Consider the following 22,803-nt stretch of genomic DNA (forward strand, 5'->3'; position numbering starts at 1 on the left):
CTTTTATTTCCAGGTCACATATACCTTAAGATCTCCTGTATTCTCGAACCGCGAACTGTTGAAGGCCAGGTTATTCAGTCCCAGCCCGTAGAGCACCTGCAGATCCTGCCTCAGCAGTTTGTCGCTTCCGCGATAGCGGAAGAGCAGCGACTGCTGTCCGGCCTCTGCCGCCTGCTTCGCAAGCTTCTCGAGCTGTTCCGCTGACGAGACCACCTGATTCTCCTCGTACAGCCAGTAATTCAGGTCTTTCTGCAGCCTCTTGTATGCCTCCACCCCTTGGCCCCCTTGATTGACCAGCTTAGTCAAGGTCTGGGCATAACTGGTGGAGGCCGCCGGATAGGACTTCGTCCAAGTGTGGTCAAGCCGCATCTGGGCATCGGTCCTCATATAATAGACCGTGCTGATTCCGCCCTCCGGACTCGGGTCCGGGTCATCCCAGGTGGTGTCGAGATGATACCATGCCCCGTTCAGAAGTACCAGATTCCAGGCATGCGACTGGGTCACACCGTCTGCCGCCCTGGCCGTCCCTTCCACAATTCTGTTCGGAATCCCCGCCCCCAGCAGCAGCTTATAGGTTAGCAGCGTATAGCCCTGGCAGACCGCACTCCCAGTCTGAAGTCCCTCATAAGCGGTGTATTTGCGGTGCGAGTGATCGTATTCCAGATTCAGCACGACCCAGTCGTGGATCGCTTTTACCTTCTGGTGATTGTTCATCCCCGGTGTTATGATCTGCTGCAGAATAGCCTTCACCTGCTTGTTCACATAGGCCGTCTGCTGCAGCGTCTCCCGGTATTCCACCTGAACCGTCACATGAACAGCGCGCGTGCTTCCGCGGTAGGAGAAGGCATAGCTGTCAATAATATAATACAGGTACGGATCGCTCCCCATCGCCTGATTAATTGCCGTCTGGATCTCACTCTTCAGCTTGGCGGTCTTGCCCTGATAAGTGAAGGTAATCGTCTCTCTGCGGTTACTCATCGCTCCGGCCAGCTTCTGCGTCATTCCTTGTGTCGTCTGCACCACCGCCGAATCCGCTGCAGCATACGCATGCTCGTATCCCCAGTACGTCGCAGGCGGTAAAGCAGCAAACACAAGCATAAGTCCAACCGCCGTCTTCAACAGCGATCCCTGTCTCTTCCCCATATGATCCGCGCGCCTCCTGCAATCTATATCATCGGCCGTAGCCGTATGTACTCTATAGTAAATGCCAATCATGCCATGTTTACAACTTCAACCTCAAGAACGTAAATTTGTGCCAGCCTGACCTATTCATTATATCATCTCTGACCGTCCAACTAGTACAGCATCAGATTTAAAATGGTGAAATCAGGGCCCTCTCTGCTGGAGGACTCAGTGTAATAGATGGAGGAACTCATATTTTGGATGGAGTAAAGAATGCACCCGGGTTGTAGCGAACCATCAGAGATTAGTGTATTCTGTGCAACTAAAAACAATGAAACGGATGGCTTTCCTCTTCTAACTGTATTTTGTACAACTAAATCTGCCACGTTGGGCAAAAATCCAGGTATAGAGACATTTTAATTGCACAAAATACAGCTAAACTGAGATTCGGAGGCACACCGGGCGATTTAGTTGTACAGATTGCAATTAAGCCGATCCCTTACACCCTAATCGGGGCGCGGCAAACCCTCAGCAAGCGATTAGTTAAAGTAATTTTCACAGGTTAAAATCTGATGCTCTACTAGGCGTGGATAGCACAAACAGGTCAATCATGGTGGTATCTGACCATAATCAACCTGTTCATTGTATCGGTATTGCGGGAATTGAGTTATGAAAATAAAGCTTTTAATGCAGGTACAACCGAAATGAACAAATCTTTATACAGGTATTACATGGGTTTTGGGTAGCCCCCACCAATAATATCGTCAGCTCTGTATCTTCTCCAGAAAAGCTTCAAATACTTTTTTTGTCGCTTCCCCTGAAATGGGAATTAACTCATGAATCTTCTGTAGAATTGAAGGGTTTTTTAATATCAGTTTTTTACTTTCTGAACTAGTAAAACTTCTTAATGCATCAATACAAATTTCGAATAACTCTTCATCATCAGTATTTAGCAGTATCAATAACATATTCAATTCATCCATGCTAGATTCATTATGCAAACAATATGCTAATTTTCTTTGCCACTCTACTGGCTTATTCAATACTCCATTTGATAATTCCCCCCAATCCCGTGGGGAGAATTTCAGCAGCATCTCCTGTGCAATTAAAAAACCTTCATCATACCAATAATCATCCGTAAAATATCCTGAAAGATAGTCATCAAATTCTATAAACATTAAAAATCTCCTTCGAATTAGATTACAAGTTAGGTGCTGTAAAACCACTTAAAAGTTGTGTAACTCCCCCACCTGTTGGATAGCCCGATACAACATTGTCACCTATTTTAATAACTTCAACTTGAACGCCATTAACCGTTCCTCTATGAAGAGTCGCACCATCCGAGGTACGAACTCCAACGGATGCTGTGTTACCAGTATCTTTTATACTATTAATAATTTGCGAATCACTCCATGAATCCGGGAATAAAGTACTCGTTTTAATATTAGATAAATTACCATCAGGATATTCAGTAGTAAACTTAACTTTTCTTGTTCCATCTGCATTAACTGTTATTTCTTGAACTGCATAATTAGGATTTGCATTATTGATGTTCGGAGAATGACCACCGATCAATTCATTTTTTGTAGGAACTTTTCTCTGTCCATCTAATATTTTCTTTTCCATTTCTATACTAATTATAGAAGAACCTACCCCTTCAATTGAAGGTACAGCCTGTTGGTGTCCTGGCTCACCTGACCGATCTTCGTCTGCAGGCGCCGGACTTCATCTTCGTTAAATACTAGCTTCGTTGATGCCATAGCCACCCTCCCCGCCGGACACTAGTAGAGCATCAGATTTAATTCTGTGCATAAGTTTAATCCCGGAAGTTCCAAAAACGGAACTACACCGGCTAGACGAGTGTGCTCCTAACGGACCTGAGGGACTCTATTCCCAGGAAAACGTCACTTTTTGCGGTTTAACGGACGGAGTGGACCTTACCGTCTCTCTACGAGAGGTTTAAGCGTAGAATTCCAAGAATAAGCGCCCTGCGGTCCGTTACGTTACCCAAGTGGTGACTTTCATCCGGAATAAGCGCGCCTCAGTCCGTTACGCCGGGCCAAATTCCCTAATGAACAACTCCCATCTTGATCTGGGAATGGCATCTGAAGGGGGTAGCCCACTCCTGTACTCCTTCAGGCATTATAGAGCCCCATCCACTTGTTTAAATCTGACTTTGTACTAGAACTCTGGCTTCCACTTAAACCAATAAATATCCCTCAGTTATACAGGTTTCCTCCTATTATTATCGGGTTTATTTCCCACTAGATTTATAGTTTTCCATTTTTCCTTCAATTCTCCTAATCATCACACCCCCACCGAGTAAACCCCGCCAGCCGTAACCTCAAGCGCACCGTTCAGCGCCTGGACACTCCCGTCTCCAAGCAGCAGCTTCAGTGCTTGAGCATAACTGAGCCGCAGCATCCCATCGCACTTCACTGTAATCCGCGCGGATACCAGAACCCCAGCCTGCCATTCGATGTCCACCTCATACCCGCCGCGCGCCTTAAGACCCCGGATGCGGCCATTCTTCCAGGCTCCCGGCAGCGCCGGAAGCAGCGTAAGCTCCCCCAGATGACTCTGCAGCAGCATCTCCGCAATGCCGGCCGCCGCGCCGAAATTGCCGTCAATTTGAAACGGCGGATGCGCGTCGAACAGGTTGGGATAGACGGAGCGGGTTAACAGCGCGCGAACATAGCCGTAAGCCGCATCGCCGTCTGCGAGCCGGGCATAGAGGTTAATTAGCCAAGCACAGCTCCAGCCGGTATGTCCCCCGCCGGAAGCAACCCGCTGCTCCAGCGTTAAGCGGCTGGCTTCCAGCAGCTCCGGCGTGTCCCGCCGATTAATCCGGCTGCCAGGATACAGGCTGTACAGATGGGAGACATGGCGGTGCCCCGGCTCGGCTTCAGCGAAGTCATAGAGCCATTCCTGCACCCTTCCATCCTTGTTAATCCTCAGCGGAGACAGCCGGGCAAGCGTCTGTTCCAGCTCCTCCTGTAGCTCAGCGTCCACGCCGAGAATGCGCGCAGCCTCCAGGCAGTGCTGCATCAGCTCAGCGATCAGGCTCATATCCATGGCCGAACCCATAGAGATACTGCATGCTCTGCCATCCTCCGTGATGAACCGGTTCTCCGGCGATGTAGACGGACTGGTAACCAGCCGGTCCTCCGGTCCTTCCACCAGCCAATCCAGGCAGAAGAGGACAGCTCCCTTCATTAGCGGATAAGCGGTCTCACTCAAAACCTTCATATCCGGGTTGAATTCGTAATGCTCCCACAGGTGACGGCATAGCCACACGCCGCCCATGGGCCAGAAGGCCCAGCTGGCATCTCCGCCGGACGGTGTGGAGGCCCGCCACAGATCAACATTATGATGGGCTACCCAGCCGTGCGCCCCGTAATGAATAGCAGCCGTTCTGGCCCCGGTCTCACTAAGCTCCTTAATCAACTCAAGGAGCGGCTCATGACATTCGCTGAGATTGCAGACCTCCGCCAGCCAGTAGTTCATCTGTGTATTGATATTGGTCGTGTAATTGCTGTTCCATGGCGGCTGAACATGGGCATTCCATATCCCCTGCAGATTCGCTGCCTGTGTTCCAGCCCGTGAGCTGCCCATCAGCAGATAGCGGCCATATTGGAACAATAGGGCCTCCAGCGCCGGGTCTTCTGCCCCATCCTGATATGCGGCCAGACGTTCATCGGTGGGCCGCTCATCCGCCTCGTGACCGCCAAGCTCCAGATCCATCCGGCGGAAGATCGCCTGATGATCTGCAACGTGGCGTGCGTACAGCTCCTCATAAGTCTTACCGGCCACAGCGCTTAATCTGCTCGCGCACAGCTCCGCCGGACTTAGCATAGCTGCGGAATACGGAGCTGACGCAGCGGATCTATGACTTGCTCTGGACCGCACCTCCTCATAGTCCGTTCCGGCAGCCAGCAGCAGCAGCACACGATCTACGCCGGATATCACCAGCTTGCCTGCGGAATACCGGACACTTCCCCCGGTTACCTGTGCGTGCAGGTGCAGCTCGAACGCAACTCCAAGCCCCTCTTCATAGAGCACCGCAAGCGGATGATCCTGGTGGTAATTATCTGCAATGTGCGAGGGGCAGCGCCCCTGCATTACCAGCCGAGTTCCCTCCCCCGGGCTAACCCTGTGCTGTAATTGGCTGTCCAGTTCCAGCTCTAACTGAATTCCCCCCGGCTGATCGCTTGTCAGATGCACGACTCCGACCTGGTCCGGGGTACTAATAAATACTTCACGGGTGCAGGCTCCGTGCCCGGTCTGATACGTCACTTTGGCAACTCCGCTATCCAGATCCAGCTCTCTTTCATAGGCCGTACCATTCTCTGCGCCCGGCTGCGTAAGAATCAGGTCCCCGAGCGGCATATAAGCCTGGGCGTTGACCCCCAGCATATGGGCATTCACCATATCCTCGGCCTCCCCATACTGGCCTGCAGCGATTAGCTCCCGGGTTCTTTTCAAATACCTGAGCGCTTCGTAATTATTGGTATCCCGGGGGAACCCGGACCATAAGGTATCCTCATTTAGCGAGATCAGCTCTTTATCCGTACCGCCGAATACCATAGCCCCCATATGCCCGTTCCCGAGCGGCAGCGCCTCTTCCCAGACAGCTGCGGGCTGACGGTATCTGAGCTTCCATGCGGATTTCCTTTGTTCAGTTTCCATATTCTCCTCACCCTTCGTGCTAAGTTCTGAATACAGCAAAAGGCCCTGACCTAAGTCGGGCCCTTCTGCCTTCTGCTGTACACTTGATCAACTACATCCCGTTAGAATTTACAGATTTTTTCCTGTCCACAGGGATACTCTCTTCTTCACCAGATCAGTGAATTCTTTTTCCATATCCTGAGCGCCGGCTTTGTCCAGCTCGGCCAGGAAGGCATCATAGACTTTATCGAAATCAGCCGGTTTGGACAGAATCGCTTCCGGGATACGTTTACGTACGATATCCTGGGTCTTTTTGAAGATGACCTGATATTTACCGTCTGTCGGAACCGGCAGGTTGTACAGGGCACCTGTTTCTTTTACAGGGAATTCATCCTCTTTCGGGAACAGGTCCTTCCAGGTAGTCGCCTTATATCCGGCAAGGGATTCCTTCTCAGCTTCGGAGTACGAAGCAACAATCTGCTCAGGGAAGCTTGTGGTGTAGTAGTTGTCTGTTGAATCCTTCACCCCGTCGCCATACCGTGCACCGAAGATCAGGTACTGGCCGATCCCGGTTGTTTTTTGAGTGTTCGCTGTATCATTGGCTAAGCCGTCACGGATCTCAGGCAGAACCTCGCGCTTGCCATTCGCATCCACAGTATAGTGCTTGTCTTTAATCCCCCAGGTTCTCAGCACCTGGCCTTCATCGGAGGACATCCAGTCCAGCCATTTGATGATCCGCTCAGGATCTTTGGCAGCCGTAGTGATTGCAATGCCGTAGCCGTCGATACCGGTCTGCATGAAGGAATGGTCCTTATACTCTTCGGTCAGGGTTACAGGGAAGTGTCCATAGGTATACTCGTCTTTGCCGGCAGCCTTCAGGGCATTCTCACCGTCGGAGTATTCCCATTCCTGGGAGATCAGACCGAGTACACGGCCGCTGGCCACTTTCGCTTTGTATTGGTCATCCTTTTGTACGAAGGTGTCCTTGTCGAGCAGGCCTTGATTGTACATGCCGTTCAGCCAGCGGAAATATTCCTTTTCTTCGGCGCGTTTGTAGTGAAGCTTCGCTTCGAAGGTCTCAGGGTCCACATAATATTCACCATCATCCGGTGCGCCGGTTGTAGTGAAGGCCGGGTTCGTCACGGTGATCATAATCTTCCAGTCATCGGCGTTCAGCGTCAGAGGAATGGTGGGCTGTCCATCGGTTTCCGGATGCAGCTTCACATAATCCTTAAGCACCTTTTCAAAATCAGCTACAGTCCGCACCTTCGGATAGCCAAGCTCTTTAAGCACACGATGCTGAATTTCAAATCCGCCTGTGGCATCAAAGGATTTTTGGCCGACACCCACATTCGTAGGGATCTGATAAATACTCTGGTCGTCCAGACTGTATTTCAGACGGTTCATGTTCTCGCCGTAGACTTTCTTGAGGTTGGGGCCATATTTGTCAATCAGGTCCGTCATATCAATGATCAGTCCCGCATCCACCAGGGTACTCAGACTTCCTTTAGCGAAAATAATATCAGGAACGTCGCCGCTCGCCGCCATCATCGCAATCTTCTGATCGCCGCCGCCGCTGCCTACATCGAATTCAGCTTCAAGGGTAACTCCTGTCTTCTCAGTGATCGCTTTACCTACATCATCCTGCATCTTGTTCCAGTTCGGACTGGCATCCGCACCGAAGAAAGTGAATGTAGCCGGTGAGGTATCTAGAGCCGTATCATCTGCTGCGGCAGTAGCGTCAGGTGTATTTCCTGAGTTGTTAGGAGTCGTATTGTTGGCTGCATTATTGCCGTTGCCTCCACAACCGGCGATCAGCATCGAGCTCATCAGCAGGAGTGTGAAGATCGTCTTGGTACTCTTGCGGTTCATTGTGTATCCCCCTTGTATCTTAGTATGTTGCCTCTATGCATATCAGGTGAGACCTGAATATACCATTGTGAACGCTTGCAAAACTACTATAAATATAAATTACCACTAATTAACACTTCACCCTAAGCGGGTTAGCTGCCCGGCTCTGCACTGAACCCGGCAGCTTCTCCCCCTGTCGCTCTGGGTTAAGGCCTAAGCCTTGACTGCACCCAGCGTCATCCCGCCGACAAAATACTTTTGCAGGAACGGATAGACCACGAGAATCGGCACCGTTACGACAATGGTAATCGCCATCTTGATCGACTCCGGTGAAATCTGCGCCATCTGTCTGGCCATATCATTCGCATTTGCCATGCCGCTGCCCTGATTGGTCGAAGACAGGACCTTCATCAGCTCGAACTGCAGCGTAGTAAGATGCGGCTTGTTGCCGTTGTAGAGATAGGTGGTGAACCACTCATTCCATTGCCCCACGGCCAGGAACAAGGCGATAGTCGCCAGCACCGGCTTACAGAGCGGAAGAATGATTTTGTAGAAAATCATAAAGTCATTCGCCCCATCCAGCTTAGCGGATTCCTGCAAGGCAAACGGCAGGCCGTCCATGAAGGAGCGGATAATGAAGACGTTGAACGCGGATACCATACCCGGCAGGATGTAGATCCAGAACGTTCCGATCAGATTCAGGTCCTTCATGAGAATGTACATCGGCACCATACCGCCGGAGAAATACATGGTCAGGGCCAGGAATACCGAGACGAATCTTCTGGCTCTGAACTCCGGACGGCTGAGCGTAAAGGCCAGCATGGAAGCACTGATCAGCCCCAGAAGAGTACCGGAAAGGGTACGCAGAATCGATATTTTGAAGCCTTGAATCAGCCCTGTATAGCTGAAGATCCGCTGGTAATTCTCAAGAGTCCAGACCCGCGGGAAGATATAGATGCCGCCCCGGACCGTATCTGTAGATTCATTGAAGGAAATCGCCAGCACGTTCAGAAAGGGATATAACGTCACAATCATAATCAGGATTAGAGCGATGTAGAGAAAAATATCGAAGACACGTTCACCTTTTGACATTTGGAATGCCTTGCCACCCATGGATGATCCCCTCCTTACATAATGCTTTCTTTGGCAAATTTCTTCATCAGACCGTTGGCGGTAAACAGCAGGATGACACTGACTACCGAGGTGAACATGCTTATCGCGGTACCGTAGGAGAAGCGTCCAATCTGTATCCCGTATTTAAGCGCATACAAATCCAGCACTTCCGAATAATCGGTAACCATGTTGTTCTGCAGCTGGAATTGCTTCTCGAAGCCGATGCCGACCAGATGGCCGATATTCATAATCAGCAGCACCATCACCGTTGTGCGGATACCCGGCAGCGTAATATTGAACATCTGCTTGACCCGTCCTGCACCATCGACTTTGGCCGCTTCATACAGCTCTTTATCAATGCCTGTAATCGCTGCCAGATAGATGATCGCGTTCCAGCCCGTTTCCTTCCAGATGTCAGCAGCCGTTAAGACTCCCCAGAAGTATTTCCCTTTGGCCATGAACTGAATCGGCTCATCAATCACATTCATCCAGAGCAGCAGATCGTTCACGATCCCTCCATCGATGGCAAGCGTCTTGTAGACAATCCCGCCTACAACGACCCAGGATACAAAGTGGGGCAGGTAAGATATCGTCTGAACCGATCTCTTGAAGATGTTCCCGCGCAGCTCGTTGAGCATCACGGCGAACAGGATAGGAACCACGAAGCCGAAGATCAGTCCCAGCATGCTCATCGCCAGTGTATTTCTTAATACGAGGTAGAAGCGTTCATCCTGGAACAGCTCCCTGAAGTTGTCCAGTCCGACCCATTTCTGCTCGCTGAACGACCTGACCGGCTTATAATTCTGGAAGGCCATTAGCCATCCCCATATAGGCACATAGCTGAATATAAATACCCAGATTACGAATGGAAGGGACATCAGGTATAAGTACTTTTGCTGGAGTACGCTTTTCCAAAATCCACTATTCCGTTTCGCAGGTGGGCGGGGGGTTACGCTTTCATTTGCTGTAACACCGCTTTCAGTGAGCGCTTTCACGATCATTATTCCCCCTTCGCTTTGATAGCTTTATCTTATCCCAGCGCCGGGGGCGAGAATACCCAACAGATTTCACGTAAAAACCTATAGAAATTAGACATTCTCCCCGCCTGTATCCCCTTAAGCCTTCAAACCACTGTCCTTAGGGATTGAAAATGTAATCCGGGTCCCCTCTCCCTCCCGGCTTGAGATGTTCAGCCCGTGCTCCGCTCCGTAATACAGAGTCAGCCTTTGCTGCACATTGCGCAGCCCGATCCGGCCCTGGTCCTCTTCCTCCGCCTTGGTAATGACCTCCATAATCTCGGCCAGCCGTCCTTCCTTCATGCCGATCCCGTCATCCATTACAATCACCTGAATCTCCTGATTCTCCGTGAGAGTGACGGCGATGCTGACATGCACCGTCCCTTCCTTGTTCTCCAGACCGTGAACGACGGAATTCTCCACCAGCGGCTGGATAATCAGCGGCGGAATCATCACCTCAGCGGCGGCGGGATCGAAGGCAATCTCATACTCCAGCCTGTCCTCGTACCGGAACTTCTGAATCTCCAGATAGGAGCGGATCATCTCAACTTCTTCCTTGATCGGCGCCCGTTCCCTGCCTACTTCCAGGTTCTTGCGCATCAGCTTGCCCAGCAGCCGGACAATATTGGCGATCTCCTTCTCTCCCCGCAGATGGGCGTTCATCCGGATCGACTCCAGCGCGTTGAACAGAAAATGCGGATGAATCTGGCTGGCCATCATCTTCAGCTTAATCTCCCGCTGCGCGATCTCCAGCGTACTGTTCTTCTCATTGCTCTCTATCACCTGGGTAATCAGCTGGTTGATGCTGGCTACCATGTAGTTGAACTGGCGCGACAGCTGGCCGATCTCGTCTGTTCCATCAATGTGGGAGACGATGTTCAGGTTCCCGAGGGCGACTTGATTGAGCTGGCGGCTCAGCCGCAGCAGACGGTTGCTCGTCAGCAGCGAGATAGTATAGACCAGTACAAGCGCAACCAGCAGCACCCCGATTACGATAAACAGGCCCAGCTGACTCACCTTATTAGCATCGCTAAGAATGCTTTTAGTCTCAAATACCGAGATAATCTTCAGCCTGCTGACACTCAGCTCAGGGATCATCTCATCGATGATAACGTAGGAATCCTTGTCCTTCACCTGCGTTGTGAACACGCCCTTGGACTGCGCTTGCACATCAATCCCTATATCAAAAGCATCCACCGTGCTGCCCACCAGCTGCGGATTTTTGGCGGATACAATATAGCCCTGCTCATCGATAATGATCGTCTCGAACGGCTCCTGGTGCAGCATCTGGTTCAGCTCATCCTGATTCACCTGCACCATCAGAATTCCTGACTTGCTGTATTCAGGGTAGGGAACCTGGCGGATCAGACTCAGCTTGTTGATGGTTCCTTTGGGGCTGTTGATATAAGGATCCTTGTCGTGGATATACATCCAGTAGATCTGATTGTTCTGCATAGCCTGTGTATACCAGTTTCTCGTACGGATCTCCGGCGTTACCGGCGCGATGGACATATCGTCCACCAGTGTGGGATTATCGATGAAAAAGCGGATATTGGAGATTTCCCGGTACCGCAGCACATATTCCTTGAGGTCGGTATAATTCAGATAAGCCTTGGTCAGCTCCAGAATACTCGGATAATGCGTATTGACCAGCCGCTCCAGATCCTCATCGAAATAGAGCAGATTCGAAATATCTGTAGGGACACGCAGCTTGCTGTACAACTGGCTTTTGATCTTTTCTACGTTGTTGGTGGCCTGATCAATCGCTCTGTTCAAGGCTCCCTCCCGAAAATAATTCGTCAGAATCACCCCTGCAATCAGCACAGGAATCATCACCACTATGATATAAAAGAAGATCAGCTTGTATTTCAGCTTCATGTTATTGACCATCCGCACCAGCTTCTTGATATCAATCTCCCCTCTCTATACAAACAGGCTGCTCCCGGATCTTCTGCAAGAAGGGGAACAGCCTGTATATCATAAGCCTCATACCTGAATCTCTGCAAGCTAACCGCGACCTACAGTTCCAAATTTCCCCTCCACCTCTTTTTGCTTTTCGTTAAATGCCTTAAGTCTAGTTCTCCTTGCGGTATGCGCTTGGGGAGACGCCGACATATTTGCGGAATTTGGCATTGAAATAATCGGAGTTCATGTACCCGACCTGCTCGGCCACCTCATAGACCTTCATGCCCTGGGTCAGCAGCTGCTTGGCCTTCTCGATCCGCACCTTATCCAGATATGTGTTGAAGTGCTCGCCCACCTGGTTCTTGAACATTTTACCCAAGTAGGCGCTATTGTAGTTAAAAATCTCCGCAAGTGTGCCCAGCTTCAAATTCTCCTTATACCGGCGCTGGATCAGATCCGTGATCCGCTTAATCTCATCGCCGCGTCCGCTTCCGCTGCCCGTCAGCCTGGAGAGCTGCTCCATATAGCCCGACACCAGCCGCTCTGCATCATGCAGGTATCTGCTGCTGTAGACCTCGCCCATCGGCGAGGCTTGTCCGGCAATCAGCGGGCGCAGCTCGGGACTCGCTGCCTCCAGCCGGGCAATCGTGCTGCTGACAATCCGCAGCAGCTGGTCCTTGATATAGGTCTCGTCCCGCTGGGTATGCACGAGCTTGCGGATAATCTGCAGCGTAAGCTCCCTGGCTACCTCGCTACTGCCAGCCTCTACTGCCAGCAGCAGCTGCACCTCGATATCACGCTCGGGGTCCAGCTCCTCCTCCGGTTCAACCGCGCCTTGTGCAGGCTCCTCCCACAGGTCCGGCATTCCACAGAGCAGTGTGTTCTTCTGCCCGAAGAAGGCATCCTCCAGCCGGGCGCGCGCAGCCCCGAAGGACTCTCCGGCCTCTTCCGGCCGGACAGCTGCTCCGCCCGCTGCGGCCACGAACTCCAGCCCCTCCTTCGAGATCAGGTGGTGCAGCTCCTGCCAGAGCGCCGCCCGGGCGCGTTCATCCGGGAGCGGCTCCTTCAGCAGAATTCCCATGTACGGGGGAAGGGTGAAGAAGAAGCCGTGCCCCTCCTGCTCCTGCCAATGCCGCTCCATCAGCCGCTTCACCACATCTTCGCGGGCATCCTCACCCTTGTTAAGCCCTTTCAATTCCAGCAGCACCACTTCGCAGCTGCTGTCAGTGAGGCCCAGTTCAGCCGCGGCTTCCCCGCCTTCCTTCGAATTCGACTGCAGCAGCTCCCGCACCAGCACCTCGGTAGTTCTTGCCGGCTCCAGAGCCTGCCATTCGTTGATCCGTTCCTCCAGGCTGATCTTCTCCCGCAGCTCCTGCAGATAGCTGATCAGCTCCTCCTCATCCACCGGCTTGAGTAAATATCCGTCAATATGATAGGAAATAGCCTGCTTCGCATATTCAAAATCGGCATAGCCGCTCAGAATCAGCACATGGCAGCCCGGACTTTCCTTGCGCAGCTCAGCGATTAATTCCAGTCCGGTCATTCCCGGCATACGGATATCCGCCATCACAAGTCCAGGTTGCAGCTCACGGAATTTGTCCAGCGCTTCATAACCGTTAGCCGCTGTCGCCACCACGGTATACCCCTCTTCCTCCCAGGGAATCAAGGTGCGCATCCCTTCCCTCAGCTTGGGCTCATCATCCACAATCAGTACTTTGATCAATTGGGGCCTCCCTTCATGCCGTACTCGAGCTTCCGAGCCGGAATTTATCTTACTAAATAAGGAACACTTAAAATTGTACTTGAAGCAGTGTCGTCACTGCGGTGAACATTTGGACTTCCGGCCGCTGTTGTCACCAGATAGTCTTCTTATATAGATCTTATACCCTAAAGAAAACAAGCTGCCACCCTTTACAGGATGGCAGTCATTCCGTGCGGATATTCTATTTACGGTAAGAAGCCAGCTTCTCATTCAGTTCGCGGGTCTGGCCGTATACATCCTGATACAAAGCGAAGATCCCGTCATATAGCGCCGCCTGATCTGCATTAGGGGTATAGGTCTCTGCCGGACGGATGAAGGCTTCCGCACATGCACCTAGGGACTCGAACCAGCCTGCGCCATAGGCTGCCAGCATAGCTGCGCCCATAGCCGGACCCTGCTCGCTCTCCAGCTTGATGATCGTAGCGCCGAAGATATCAGCCTGCATCTGCAGCCAGGCTTCATTCTTGGCCCCGCCGCCGATCGCCACGACCTCGGTAATCTCTTTGCCGGATTCACGCACAATCTCAATCGATTCACGCAGCGAGAACGTGATGCCTTCCAGCACAGCCCGGGTAAAGTGGGACAGGGTATGTCCGGAATCCATACCGATGAAGCTGCCGCGGATGCTCGCATCCGGGTGCGGGGTGCGTTCCCCGCTGATGTAAGGGGTGAACAAGAGACCGCTGCTGCCAGCCGGGATTTCGTTCACTCCCTGCAACAATTCGTCGAAGCTCTTGTCTGCCGCAAAGGTCTCCTTGAACCAGGTCAGGCTGTGTCCTGCTGCCAAGGTAACACCCATGATATAGAAGGCATCCTTCTCACTGTGATTGAAGAAATGCACCTTGCCTTCGAGGTTAAGATCCTTGTTGCTCTCGTAGGACAATACCACACCGGAAGTCCCGATGCTGCACATCGTCCGGCCTTCACCCAGAATGCCGGCACCCAGTGCGCCGCAGGCATTGTCTGCCCCGCCGGCGAACACCTTGGTGGTAGGAAGCAGGCCGGAGGCTTCGGCAACTGCCGGAAGCAGGGTTCCGGTCTGCTCGAAGGATTCCACGAGTCTCGGGCAGAGGGAGACCGGCAGATCGAACGCTCCGGCAATCTCTGCACTCCACTGCTTCGCGCCAACGTCGAGCAGCAGGGTTCCGGCGGCGTCGGAGTAATCCATAGCATAGTCACCTGTCAGGTGGTAGCGCACATAATCCTTCGGCAGCAGGAACAATTCAGCCTTCGCGAGCACCTCAGGCTCATGCTCCTGGACCCACAAAATCTTTGGAAGCGTGAAGCCTTCGAGCGCGCGGTTGCGGGCGATATCGATCAGCTTGCTGCCGAGCTTCTTCTCAATCTTGCGGCATTCCGCAGTCGTACGTGTATCATTCCATAGAATGGCGGGACGCAGCGCCTTGCCTTCGCCGTCAACGAGCACAAGCCCGTGCATCTGGCCGGAGAAGCTGATACCGTCGATCTGTCCAGGCTCTGCACCCGATACTTCCATCAGACGCTTCAGACTGGCGATGGTTCCCTTCACCCAATCCTCCGGATTCTGCTCACTCCAGTTCGGCTGGGGTCTGCTGAGCGGATACGCTTCAGAGTGCTCGAAAGCCACCTTGCCCTGAGGATCTACCAGTACAGTCTTTACCGCACTGGTTCCAAGATCGACACCAATTACATATTTCATAGTTATCCTCCTAAAAGTTATATGAAGCATTACTTCTCTTGGAACATCTCCGCAATATAACTCGCTTCGTAAGCATAATCTTAAGTTTTGCGGGGTTCCGCATCCTGTATTCTCTTCAAGCAAAACTCGCATCGTAAGCATCAGCCGTTCCAACGGTTTCAATCCACTGAAGATGCGGCCGCGATTGTATTTCCTGCAATAGATTCTCGTTAAATCGGCCGAAAATCGTAGGCAATTGCACTTTGTACACTAGAATTCCATGAAAAGGCTGTTTTGTACGGTATCCTCAAATATCTGTTGTACGGAATACAGCAGAATGCTATTTTCCAGCCAAATTAGAGCATTCTACTGCACAAAATACACTCACACAGTCCTAGTAGAGCATCAGAGCTAAACAAGTGAATTTATTCAATAAACAAGGTAATGTATGAAGATGCGTTTGAACCGAACCAATCGGTGATAGTTGTATTCTGTACATCTAAATAGAGTGAAAAGAAAGGTTCTCCTCTTCTAACTGTACTTTGTACAACTAAATCTGCCCGAATAGGCGAAAACCCGGGTACGGAGGCAGTTTAATTGTATGAATTACAACTAAACGGATATTCGGCGGTACATAAGATGATTTAGTTGTATAAAATGCATTTCCAGTATTAAAAAAGGGGCTGCCGAAGAATGCTCTCTTCAGCAACCCCCGTTGCGTGTCTTCTCTAATGAATCTGCGGGCAATCCCGTAAATTCGGCAGCGTCTTACTCAGCAGTCAGGATGTACTGGTTAAGTGTAGCTCTCAGCAGTTCCTGACGTCCGGATTTGTTCGGACGCGGGCTCTCATTGTTCAGCGCGTAGTCAGCCAGCGAAGCCAGTGTCGCTTTGCCGGATACGATGTCAGCGCCAACGCCTTCGTTGAAGCTGCTGTAACGCTCAGCGATGAAGTTCTCGAATACGCCGTCTTCCAGCAGCTTAGCAGCTACCTTCAGGCCCTTAGCGTATACGTCCATACCGGAGATGTGTGCCAGGAACAGATCCTCAGGCTCGAAGGAAGGACGGCGTACTTTGGAGTCAAAGTTGATTCCGCCTTTGCCCAGACCATCGTTCTTCAGTACTTCATACAGCGTCAGTGTAGCATCGTAGATGCTTGCAGGGAATTCATCTGTATCCCAGCCGAGCAATGGATCGCCCTGGTTCGCATCGAGTGATCCCAGCATGCCGTTGATACGGGCTACATGCAGTTCATGCTCGAAGGTGTGGCCAGCGAGTGTAGCATGGTTCGCTTCAAGGTTCAGCTTGAAGTGCTTATCCAGGTTATACTTCTGCAGGAATGCGATGCAGGTTGCTGCATCGAAGTCATACTGGTGCTTGGTAGGCTCTTTCGGCTTAGGCTCAATCAGGAACTGGCCGTCGAAGCCGATTTCCTTCGCATAATCCACAGCCATGCTGAACAGGCGGGCAATGTTGTCTTGCTCAAGCTGCATGTTGGTGTTCAGCAGTGTCTCATAACCTTCACGGCCGCCCCAGAATACATAGTTGTCAGCGCCCAGACGTTTACCCACTTCCAGACCTTTCTTCACTTGTGCAGCAGCGTGTGCGAATACGTCAGCGTTGCAGGTGGAGCCTGCACCGTGCATGTAGCGCGGGTTGGTGAACATGTTGGCAGTGTTCCACAGCAGTTTTTTGCCGGAAGCCTTCATGCCTTGTTCAAGGATGTCTACGATCGTATCGATGTTGCTGTAGAATTCACGCAGGGACGCGCCTTCAGGAGCGATGTCCACATCATGGAAGCAGTAGTACTGCAGGTCCATCTTCTCCATGAATTCGAATGCTGCTTCTGCACGGGCCTTAGCCTTGTCCAGCGTGCTCAGTTTGTCCCAAGCGCGGACTGCAGTTTCAGCGCCGAACGGGTCGGAACCGCCAGCTGTTAATGTATGCCAGTAAGCCATTGCAAATTTCAGGTGTTCTTCCATTGTTTTGCCGGCTACGATTTCTGTAGGATTGTAGAATTTGAATGCATAAGGGTTGGTGGAACGGCTTCCCTCGTAAGAGATCTTGCTCACTGTTTCAAAATAAGCCATTTGTAAAATCCTCCTCGATATTTTGCTTCGCCCGCAAGCGTTTACAGCATCATCTTAACACATCTCTTTGACTTTGTATATTGGTTAAACAAAGTTTTTTTATTTTTATTTTTCCCGCTGTTTCGCGTGTCTACCGGAGCTTATATTCACCTTCATAAGTTCCAGTTATTTAAAAATATGTAACGTTCGGACCGTCCAGCTCCAACGGATATAGTTGCATTTTTACGCTCTTCATTCTAGACTAGGGGGCATACCCGCGCAGCGGAGAGCGTCTTCACAGCCACCCTCTTCCCGCCTGTGCAAGGGCCCAGTAATCTACTCGGTTCTATTCTGATAAATTCTTATATTGTAAAAGGAAGTGTGCTGCTTGAAAGTTACCGGTGATCAGGCGCTGGTCAAAAAAATAAACAAATCGATTATTTTACATACCATCCGTATGCATTCCCCCATCTCACGGGCCAAGGTGTCCGAGGTGACAGGATTGAATAAAGCTACCGTCTCCAATCTGGTAGCCGAGCTATGCGGGCAGCAGCTCGTAACCGAGGCTGGACCCGGAGAATCCAGCGGCGGGCGTAAGCCGCTGATGCTGCATTTTAACGAAATGGCGGGAAGTGTGATCGGGATCGAGCTGCGCGTGAAACAGCTTAAGGCCGTACTCTGCAACCTGGGGGGCGGCATTCTTCATGAACGGGACAGTGTGCTGGAGAACCACGACTTCCCTTATGTGCTCGGGCAGATGCAGCAGATGATTTCGGAGCTAGTCGCTACGGCCCCGCCTTCACATTATGGACTCGTCGGCATTGGTGTCGGCGTCCCGGGAATGGTCGATGAGCACGGCGTTGTCCTGTTCGCGCCCAACCTGGGCTGGGAGATGGTAGACCTGCGTTCGATTCTGGAAAGCGCCTTCGCGGTGCCGGTCACCATTGATAATGAGGCCAACGCAGGGGCTCAGGGTGAGCTGAACTTCGGGGCGGCCCGCGATGTGCGCCATCTGCTGTATATCAGCGCCGGCTCGGGGATCGGGTCGGGGATTATTATCGGCGGAGAGTTGTACAAGGGCGCGCGCGGCTATGCGGGTGAGACCGGACATATGACGATTGAAGCGGAAGGCAAGCCTTGCAGCTGCGGCAGCCGGGGCTGCTGGGAGCTGTACGCCTCCGAGAAAACCTATGATAACCCCGGCCTCTCCCTCCCGGCCCGCACAACGACCGGACTGGTCAAGTATGCGCTTGAGGGGCAGCCCGATACGCTAAGCCATTTCAACTCCATTGGAGAGTATCTGGGGATCGGAGTTACCAATCTGATCAACAGCTTCAACCCAGAGCTGATCGTGATCGGCGGCGCTCTATCGGAGGCGGAGCCGTGGCTCGGCGAGCCGCTGCGCCGGGTGGTAGCTGAGCGTACCCTCCCCTACCACAAGCAGCAGCTCGAAATCACCTTCTCCAGGCTGGGAAGCCGGGGAACCATGATTGGAGCGGGTTTTTCAGCGGTGATGCATTTTCTGGGCAACATCCGCGTCACTCTATAGACCCTTAAATTCTTATATTTCTTAAAATCGCCGCATTTTTTTCTGCATTTCCTGCTCTATAAGGAGTGGCTATCCTATATAATAAGGATACTCGTGTGACATTTGTCACCACACCCCTTTTTCTGAAATGGAGAGAGAATCCATGACTTATGTTGATACGTCTGATATTTCGGCGAAGATGTTCATCGCAGTGCTGCTGCTGCTGCTCATCATTGCTCCGCTCGTCAGCCTCGGTGTCCTGCGTCTGTTCCAGTCGCGGAAGAAATCGGGATTCCTCCTTATCGCAAGCGGCATTGCCGTCTATGCTGTCTTTCAGATGTTCATGTCTCTTACCTGAGGTCTGCAAGCAGACAGAAATGACGTAAGCAAGTGGAGAAGCAGCATTTAAGATTGTTCATATTCGTTAAAGCAGATTAATGGGCAGATTTAAATGTTGTTTTTCCGCCGCCGCACGCAAAAAGCCGCCTCCCAAAGGGAAGCGGCTCTATATATTTCAGGACTGCCGGCTATTATTCCGTCGCAGCCAAAGCCTTGTCGAACTTGGTCTTGTTCATACCGACGATCTTCATATCCCCGATCACCGTAATCGGCACAGCTCTCATGCCCATATCCCACACCTGCTGGGCATACTCTTCATTCTGCTCGATGTTGCGTTCTTCGTACGCTACCCCTTTATCGCTCAGGAAGCTTTTCACCTGACGGCAATGCGGGCAATTCGTCGATGTGTACACAATTACATTCTCCATAGTATGATTTCCTCCTCGTATCTAAGTATTAGACTCTGAGCTCTATTGTAGCACCGGAATCCCTGCTTCTCCAACTGCCAGACTTACATAATTACTGCGCTGTGCTCCAGGCTCTCGATATATTTCTCGGCATCCATAGCCGCCATACAGCCGCTGCCCGCAGCCGTAATGGCCTGTCTGTAACGGGTATCCTGCACGTCGCCGCAGGCGAATACACCGGGAATGTTCGTCTCGGAGGTGCCGGGATTCGATACGATATAACCGTTGGCATCCGTAGTGATCTGTCCGCCCAGGAATGCCGTATTCGGATGATGGCCAACCGCCACGAATACCCCGCTGGCTTCAATGAACTCTTCTTCGCCAGTCTCGTTGTTGATCACCTTCAAGCCAGTTACACCCTTGTCTTCGGCAATCACTTCAACAGGGGTACGGTTCAGTCCCCAGGTCACTTTGGCGTTATCGCGGACACGGTCCTGCATAATCTTCGAGGCCCGCAGCTCTTCGCGGCGGTGCACCAGGGTTACCTTGGATGCAAAACGTGTCAGGAAGCCCGCTTCTTCAAGCGCGGAATCGCCGCCGCCGACCACCACGATCTCTTTGCCGCGGAAGAAAAATCCGTCACAGGTAGCACAAGTGCTGACCCCGCGGCCAATATTATCCTGTTCCCCGGGAATTCCGAGATACTTGGCTGTGGCACCCGTGGAGATAATCAGCGTATCCGTAATCAGTGTGCCCATACCCTCCACGTTAAGCTTGAACGGACGGTCGCCCAGCTCCACGCTGTTCACCCAGCCGGTCACGAACTGTGCGCCGAATCGCTCAGCCTGCTTGCGCATATTATCCATCAGATCGGGACCCAGAATGCCTTCCGGGAATCCCGGGAAGTTCTCGATCTCCGTTGTAGTTGTAAGCTGTCCGCCTGGCTGCGGACCTTCGATAACGAGCGGGTTCAGGTTCGCACGGGCCAAATATATAGCAGCTGTCAATCCGGCCGGTCCAGTACCGACAATAATTGATTTGTACATGATGATATCCCCCTTGAGATGGACGGAAAAGACGCCATTCCTTATTTAAAATAATTATAATCTAGTATTTATTATGATCACCTCAAGGGGAGTTGTCAATATGCCAGACCCGTTGTAAACGCTCCATTTTGTGAACAATTCAATTTTAAGCAATCTAAAGTGTTATCGCAAAAGACGCAGGCCGTTAAGGATGACGAGAATCGTACTTCCCTCATGCCCGACCACCCCGAACGGCAGCGCAATCCCCTGCACAAAGTTGCTGATCATCAAGGTGGCAATGACCGTTACCGCAAAAATCATATTCTGCTTCACAATCCGCTGTGTCCGGCGCGCCAGGGCAATCGTCCCGGCAATCTCCTCAATGTTGTCATTCATCAGCACCACATCAGCAATCTCCAGGGCAGCCCCGCTGCCCTTCATCCCCATGCCCATGCCAACCGTTGCGGTAGCGAGCGCAGGCGCATCATTCACCCCATCGCCTACCATGATGACATGCCCGTATTGCTCCCGCAGCGCTTTGATGTGTGATACCTTATCTTCCGGCAAAAGCCCGGCGAACACGAGATCGACGCCGCTCTCACCCGCAATGACACGGGCTGTAGCCTCGCGGTCACCGGTCAGCATCGCTACCTTGATCCCCAGATCATGCAGCTTGCGCACGGCAGCCGCCGCCTGGGGGCGAACGGTGTCCCGCAGGGCAATCATTCCGGCGATCGTCTCTCCGGCAAGGATCAGCGATACCGTTTTGCCTTCCTGTTCCAGCCTGCTGCGCAGAGCCTTCCAATTGTCCGTATCCCCCCCGGCAGCCGCCCCTTCCGCTTCATCCAGCAGATTCGACTTGCCGATCCGCCACAGCTGGCCGTCGATGACGCCTTCAATTCCCCAGCCGGTGACCGACTGGCTCTCTTCAATATCCCGCAGTCCGATCTGTTCCGCTTCCGCCAGCGCGACAATGGCCTCTGCCAGCGGATGCCCCGACAGCTTCTCAATAGAGGCGCTCACGGCCAGCAGCTCTTCCCGCACATAGCCTTCTCCGGCGATGAAGTCCGTGACCTGCGGGATGCCTTCCGTCAGGGTACCCGTTTTGTCAAAAGCAACGACCGAGGTCCGCGCCATATTCTCCAGATGTACCCCGCCTTTGAACAGGATGCCTTTGCGGGCGCTCTTGGAGATGGCCGACAGCATGGCGGGCATGATGGACGATACCAGCGCACACGGGGAAGCCACGACCAGGAACACCATTGCCTTGTAGAACGTATTGCTCCAGCTCCAGTCCAGCACAAACGGCGGCAAGGTGATCAGCAGGACCGTGGCAGCCACGACAACTCGGGCATATACGGATTCAAGCCGTTTGATAAAACGCTGCGAATCCGGCACCTCATTCTCAGCCTCTTCGACCATGCGGATGATTTTGGCGAACAGCGTATTCTCGGCCGTCTTCGTCACTTCTATATAGAGGGGGCCTTCTCCATTGACGGTACCGGCGAATACTTCACTGCCGGCAGCTTTGTCTACGGGAAGCGATTCTCCCGTGATGGAAGCCTGATTCACAGAGGATTCCCCCCGGCATACCTTGCCGTCAGCGGGAACCAGCTCACCCGGACGGATCAGCAGCAGATCTCCGAGCATGAGCTCATCAATCGTTACCTCACTCATCGCCCCCTGCTCAATCCGGACCGCAGTGGCAGGCTTGAGGGCCAGCAGAGCGGAGATGTCCTTTTTGCTGCGCTCCATCGTGTAGCTCTCCAGTGCTCCACTTAGGGCAAAGATGAAGATCAGCATCGCCCCTTCATTCCAGTAGCCGATGGAGGCGGCACCCAGCGCTGCAGCGATCATCAGCAGGTTGACATCCAGGTCACGTTCCTTGACCAGCGTCTCCACGCCCTCCTTCGCCTTCATCCAGCCGCCCAGCGTGTAAGAGATCACATAGAGGATGACGGATAAGACCTCCGACCAGCCGCTGGTGGCCCAGGCTATGAGCATAATCAGCCCGCTTCCCAGAGCGGCCTGCATTTCGGAGTTGCTGAGCATCGCCAGCGGATCGAAGCGGCGCGGTCCCGGAGTGCGGGGCTGCTGCGCCCCTCCTTGACGCGCTATGGATTTGGGCATTGATTTCGAGGTTGCTTGCATGAACAATCACCTTCCTGAATGGTTTTGGTTAAGCGCACACTTGAGAATGAGAGCCATTATTAACACCCTTAAAATGACACATGCTGCCCCGGCATCGCCGGGACAGCATGTTGAATGGGTATGGTAGTTGAGGATAATGACTGAGAGATAAATGAGAATGATAATCATTGTTGCAATAGAGCAACTATATTT

16 protein-coding genes are annotated in these 22,803 nt (G+C 52.2%); 2 read left to right on the forward strand and 14 right to left on the reverse strand.

Going from position 1 to position 22,803, the window contains the following annotated elements; translation table 11 throughout:
• Positions 1–3 precede the first annotated feature (3 nt).
• From NST69_RS26550 to xylA, 11 genes are all read right to left on the reverse strand, one after another.
• Positions 4–1,143, reverse strand: coding sequence for a transglutaminase domain-containing protein (locus NST69_RS26550; protein ID WP_342547537.1), 1,140 nt, complete (start codon positions 1,141–1,143; stop codon positions 4–6).
• A gap of 743 nt (positions 1,144–1,886) precedes the next feature.
• On the reverse strand, positions 1,887–2,300 hold the full coding sequence (locus NST69_RS26555; protein WP_342547538.1) for a hypothetical protein: 414 nt from the start codon (positions 2,298–2,300) through the stop codon (positions 1,887–1,889).
• Positions 2,301–2,322: 22 nt separating this feature from the next.
• Positions 2,323–2,748 (reverse strand): EndoU domain-containing protein, encoded by a 426-nt coding sequence (locus NST69_RS26560; RefSeq protein WP_342547539.1) that lies wholly within the window; start codon positions 2,746–2,748, stop codon positions 2,323–2,325.
• Positions 2,749–3,429: 681 nt separating this feature from the next.
• Positions 3,430–5,811 (reverse strand): glycoside hydrolase family 95 protein, encoded by a 2,382-nt coding sequence (locus NST69_RS26565; RefSeq protein WP_342547540.1) that lies wholly within the window; start codon positions 5,809–5,811, stop codon positions 3,430–3,432.
• 108 nt (positions 5,812–5,919) lie between these two features.
• Entirely contained in the window at positions 5,920–7,662 is a 1,743-nt protein-coding gene (locus tag NST69_RS26570; protein ID WP_342547541.1) for an ABC transporter substrate-binding protein, read from the reverse strand.
• Between the two features lie 192 nt (positions 7,663–7,854).
• Positions 7,855–8,754 carry a carbohydrate ABC transporter permease gene (locus NST69_RS26575; protein WP_036730353.1) on the reverse strand — a complete coding sequence of 300 codons (900 nt, stop codon included), beginning with the start codon at positions 8,752–8,754 and terminating at the stop codon, positions 7,855–7,857.
• A 14-nt stretch (positions 8,755–8,768) separates the two neighbouring features.
• Positions 8,769–9,755 (reverse strand): ABC transporter permease subunit, encoded by a 987-nt coding sequence (locus tag NST69_RS26580; protein ID WP_339251338.1) that lies wholly within the window; start codon positions 9,753–9,755, stop codon positions 8,769–8,771.
• A 114-nt stretch (positions 9,756–9,869) separates the two neighbouring features.
• The gene (locus NST69_RS26585) at positions 9,870–11,660 is read right to left on the reverse strand and encodes a histidine kinase (protein ID WP_342547542.1); all 1,791 of its coding nucleotides are present in this window, start codon (positions 11,658–11,660) and stop codon (positions 9,870–9,872) included.
• A 184-nt stretch (positions 11,661–11,844) separates the two neighbouring features.
• Positions 11,845–13,398: a response regulator transcription factor gene (locus NST69_RS26590; protein ID WP_340957934.1), complete on the reverse strand. Its 1,554-nt coding sequence runs from the start codon at positions 13,396–13,398 to the stop codon at positions 11,845–11,847.
• 220 nt (positions 13,399–13,618) lie between these two features.
• Positions 13,619–15,115 (reverse strand): xylulokinase, encoded by a 1,497-nt coding sequence (gene xylB, locus NST69_RS26595; RefSeq protein ID WP_342547543.1) that lies wholly within the window; start codon positions 15,113–15,115, stop codon positions 13,619–13,621.
• A 747-nt stretch (positions 15,116–15,862) separates the two neighbouring features.
• Entirely contained in the window at positions 15,863–17,182 is a 1,320-nt protein-coding gene (xylA, locus tag NST69_RS26600; RefSeq protein ID WP_036730361.1) for a xylose isomerase, read from the reverse strand.
• Between the two features lie 367 nt (positions 17,183–17,549).
• On the opposite strand from xylA, the gene NST69_RS26605 reads away from it, so the two are divergent.
• A complete protein-coding gene (locus tag NST69_RS26605) occupies positions 17,550–18,710 on the forward strand; it encodes an ROK family transcriptional regulator (RefSeq protein ID WP_342547544.1) in 1,161 nt (386 codons plus the stop codon).
• A gap of 142 nt (positions 18,711–18,852) precedes the next feature.
• Positions 18,853–19,047, forward strand: coding sequence for a hypothetical protein (locus NST69_RS26610; protein ID WP_036694925.1), 195 nt, complete (start codon positions 18,853–18,855; stop codon positions 19,045–19,047).
• Between the two features lie 172 nt (positions 19,048–19,219).
• On the opposite strand, the gene NST69_RS26615 is transcribed toward NST69_RS26610, so the two are convergent.
• The 3 genes from NST69_RS26615 to NST69_RS26625 form a co-directional block, all read right to left on the reverse strand.
• A complete protein-coding gene (locus NST69_RS26615; protein WP_036694922.1) occupies positions 19,220–19,456 on the reverse strand; it encodes a glutaredoxin family protein in 237 nt (78 codons plus the stop codon).
• Between the two features lie 83 nt (positions 19,457–19,539).
• Positions 19,540–20,481, reverse strand: a complete 942-nt coding sequence (trxB, locus tag NST69_RS26620; protein ID WP_036730365.1) for a thioredoxin-disulfide reductase — start codon at positions 20,479–20,481, stop codon at positions 19,540–19,542.
• Positions 20,482–20,643: 162 nt separating this feature from the next.
• Positions 20,644–22,611, reverse strand: a complete 1,968-nt coding sequence (locus NST69_RS26625; protein WP_342547545.1) for a heavy metal translocating P-type ATPase — start codon at positions 22,609–22,611, stop codon at positions 20,644–20,646.
• Positions 22,612–22,803 lie beyond the last annotated feature (192 nt).

Origin of the sequence: Paenibacillus sp. FSL P2-0089, from assembly GCF_038595095.1 — a bacterium.
Taxonomy (GTDB): Bacteria; Bacillota; Bacilli; order Paenibacillales; family Paenibacillaceae; genus Paenibacillus_AQ; species Paenibacillus_AQ silagei.

Coding starts and splice junctions, on each gene's coding strand:
- NST69_RS26565 (WP_342547540.1), bottom strand. CDS start 5,811: ATGGAAACTGAACAAAGGAAATCCGCATGGAAGCTCAGATACCGTCAG.
- xylA (WP_036730361.1), bottom strand. CDS start 17,182: ATGGCTTATTTTGAAACAGTGAGCAAGATCTCTTACGAGGGAAGCCGT.
- NST69_RS26625 (WP_342547545.1), bottom strand. CDS start 22,611: ATGCAAGCAACCTCGAAATCAATGCCCAAATCCATAGCGCGTCAAGGA.
- NST69_RS26615 (WP_036694922.1), bottom strand. CDS start 19,456: ATGGAGAATGTAATTGTGTACACATCGACGAATTGCCCGCATTGCCGT.
- NST69_RS26570 (WP_342547541.1), bottom strand. CDS start 7,662: ATGAACCGCAAGAGTACCAAGACGATCTTCACACTCCTGCTGATGAGC.
- NST69_RS26580 (WP_339251338.1), bottom strand. CDS start 9,755: ATGATCGTGAAAGCGCTCACTGAAAGCGGTGTTACAGCAAATGAAAGC.
- NST69_RS26550 (WP_342547537.1), bottom strand. CDS start 1,143: ATGGGGAAGAGACAGGGATCGCTGTTGAAGACGGCGGTTGGACTTATG.
- xylB (WP_342547543.1), bottom strand. CDS start 15,115: ATGAAATATGTAATTGGTGTCGATCTTGGAACCAGTGCGGTAAAGACT.
- NST69_RS26585 (WP_342547542.1), bottom strand. CDS start 11,660: ATGGTCAATAACATGAAGCTGAAATACAAGCTGATCTTCTTTTATATC.
- trxB (WP_036730365.1), bottom strand. CDS start 20,481: ATGTACAAATCAATTATTGTCGGTACTGGACCGGCCGGATTGACAGCT.
- NST69_RS26610 (WP_036694925.1), top strand. CDS start 18,853: ATGACTTATGTTGATACGTCTGATATTTCGGCGAAGATGTTCATCGCA.
- NST69_RS26555 (WP_342547538.1), bottom strand. CDS start 2,300: ATGTTTATAGAATTTGATGACTATCTTTCAGGATATTTTACGGATGAT.
- NST69_RS26575 (WP_036730353.1), bottom strand. CDS start 8,754: ATGGGTGGCAAGGCATTCCAAATGTCAAAAGGTGAACGTGTCTTCGAT.
- NST69_RS26560 (WP_342547539.1), bottom strand. CDS start 2,748: ATGGAAAAGAAAATATTAGATGGACAGAGAAAAGTTCCTACAAAAAAT.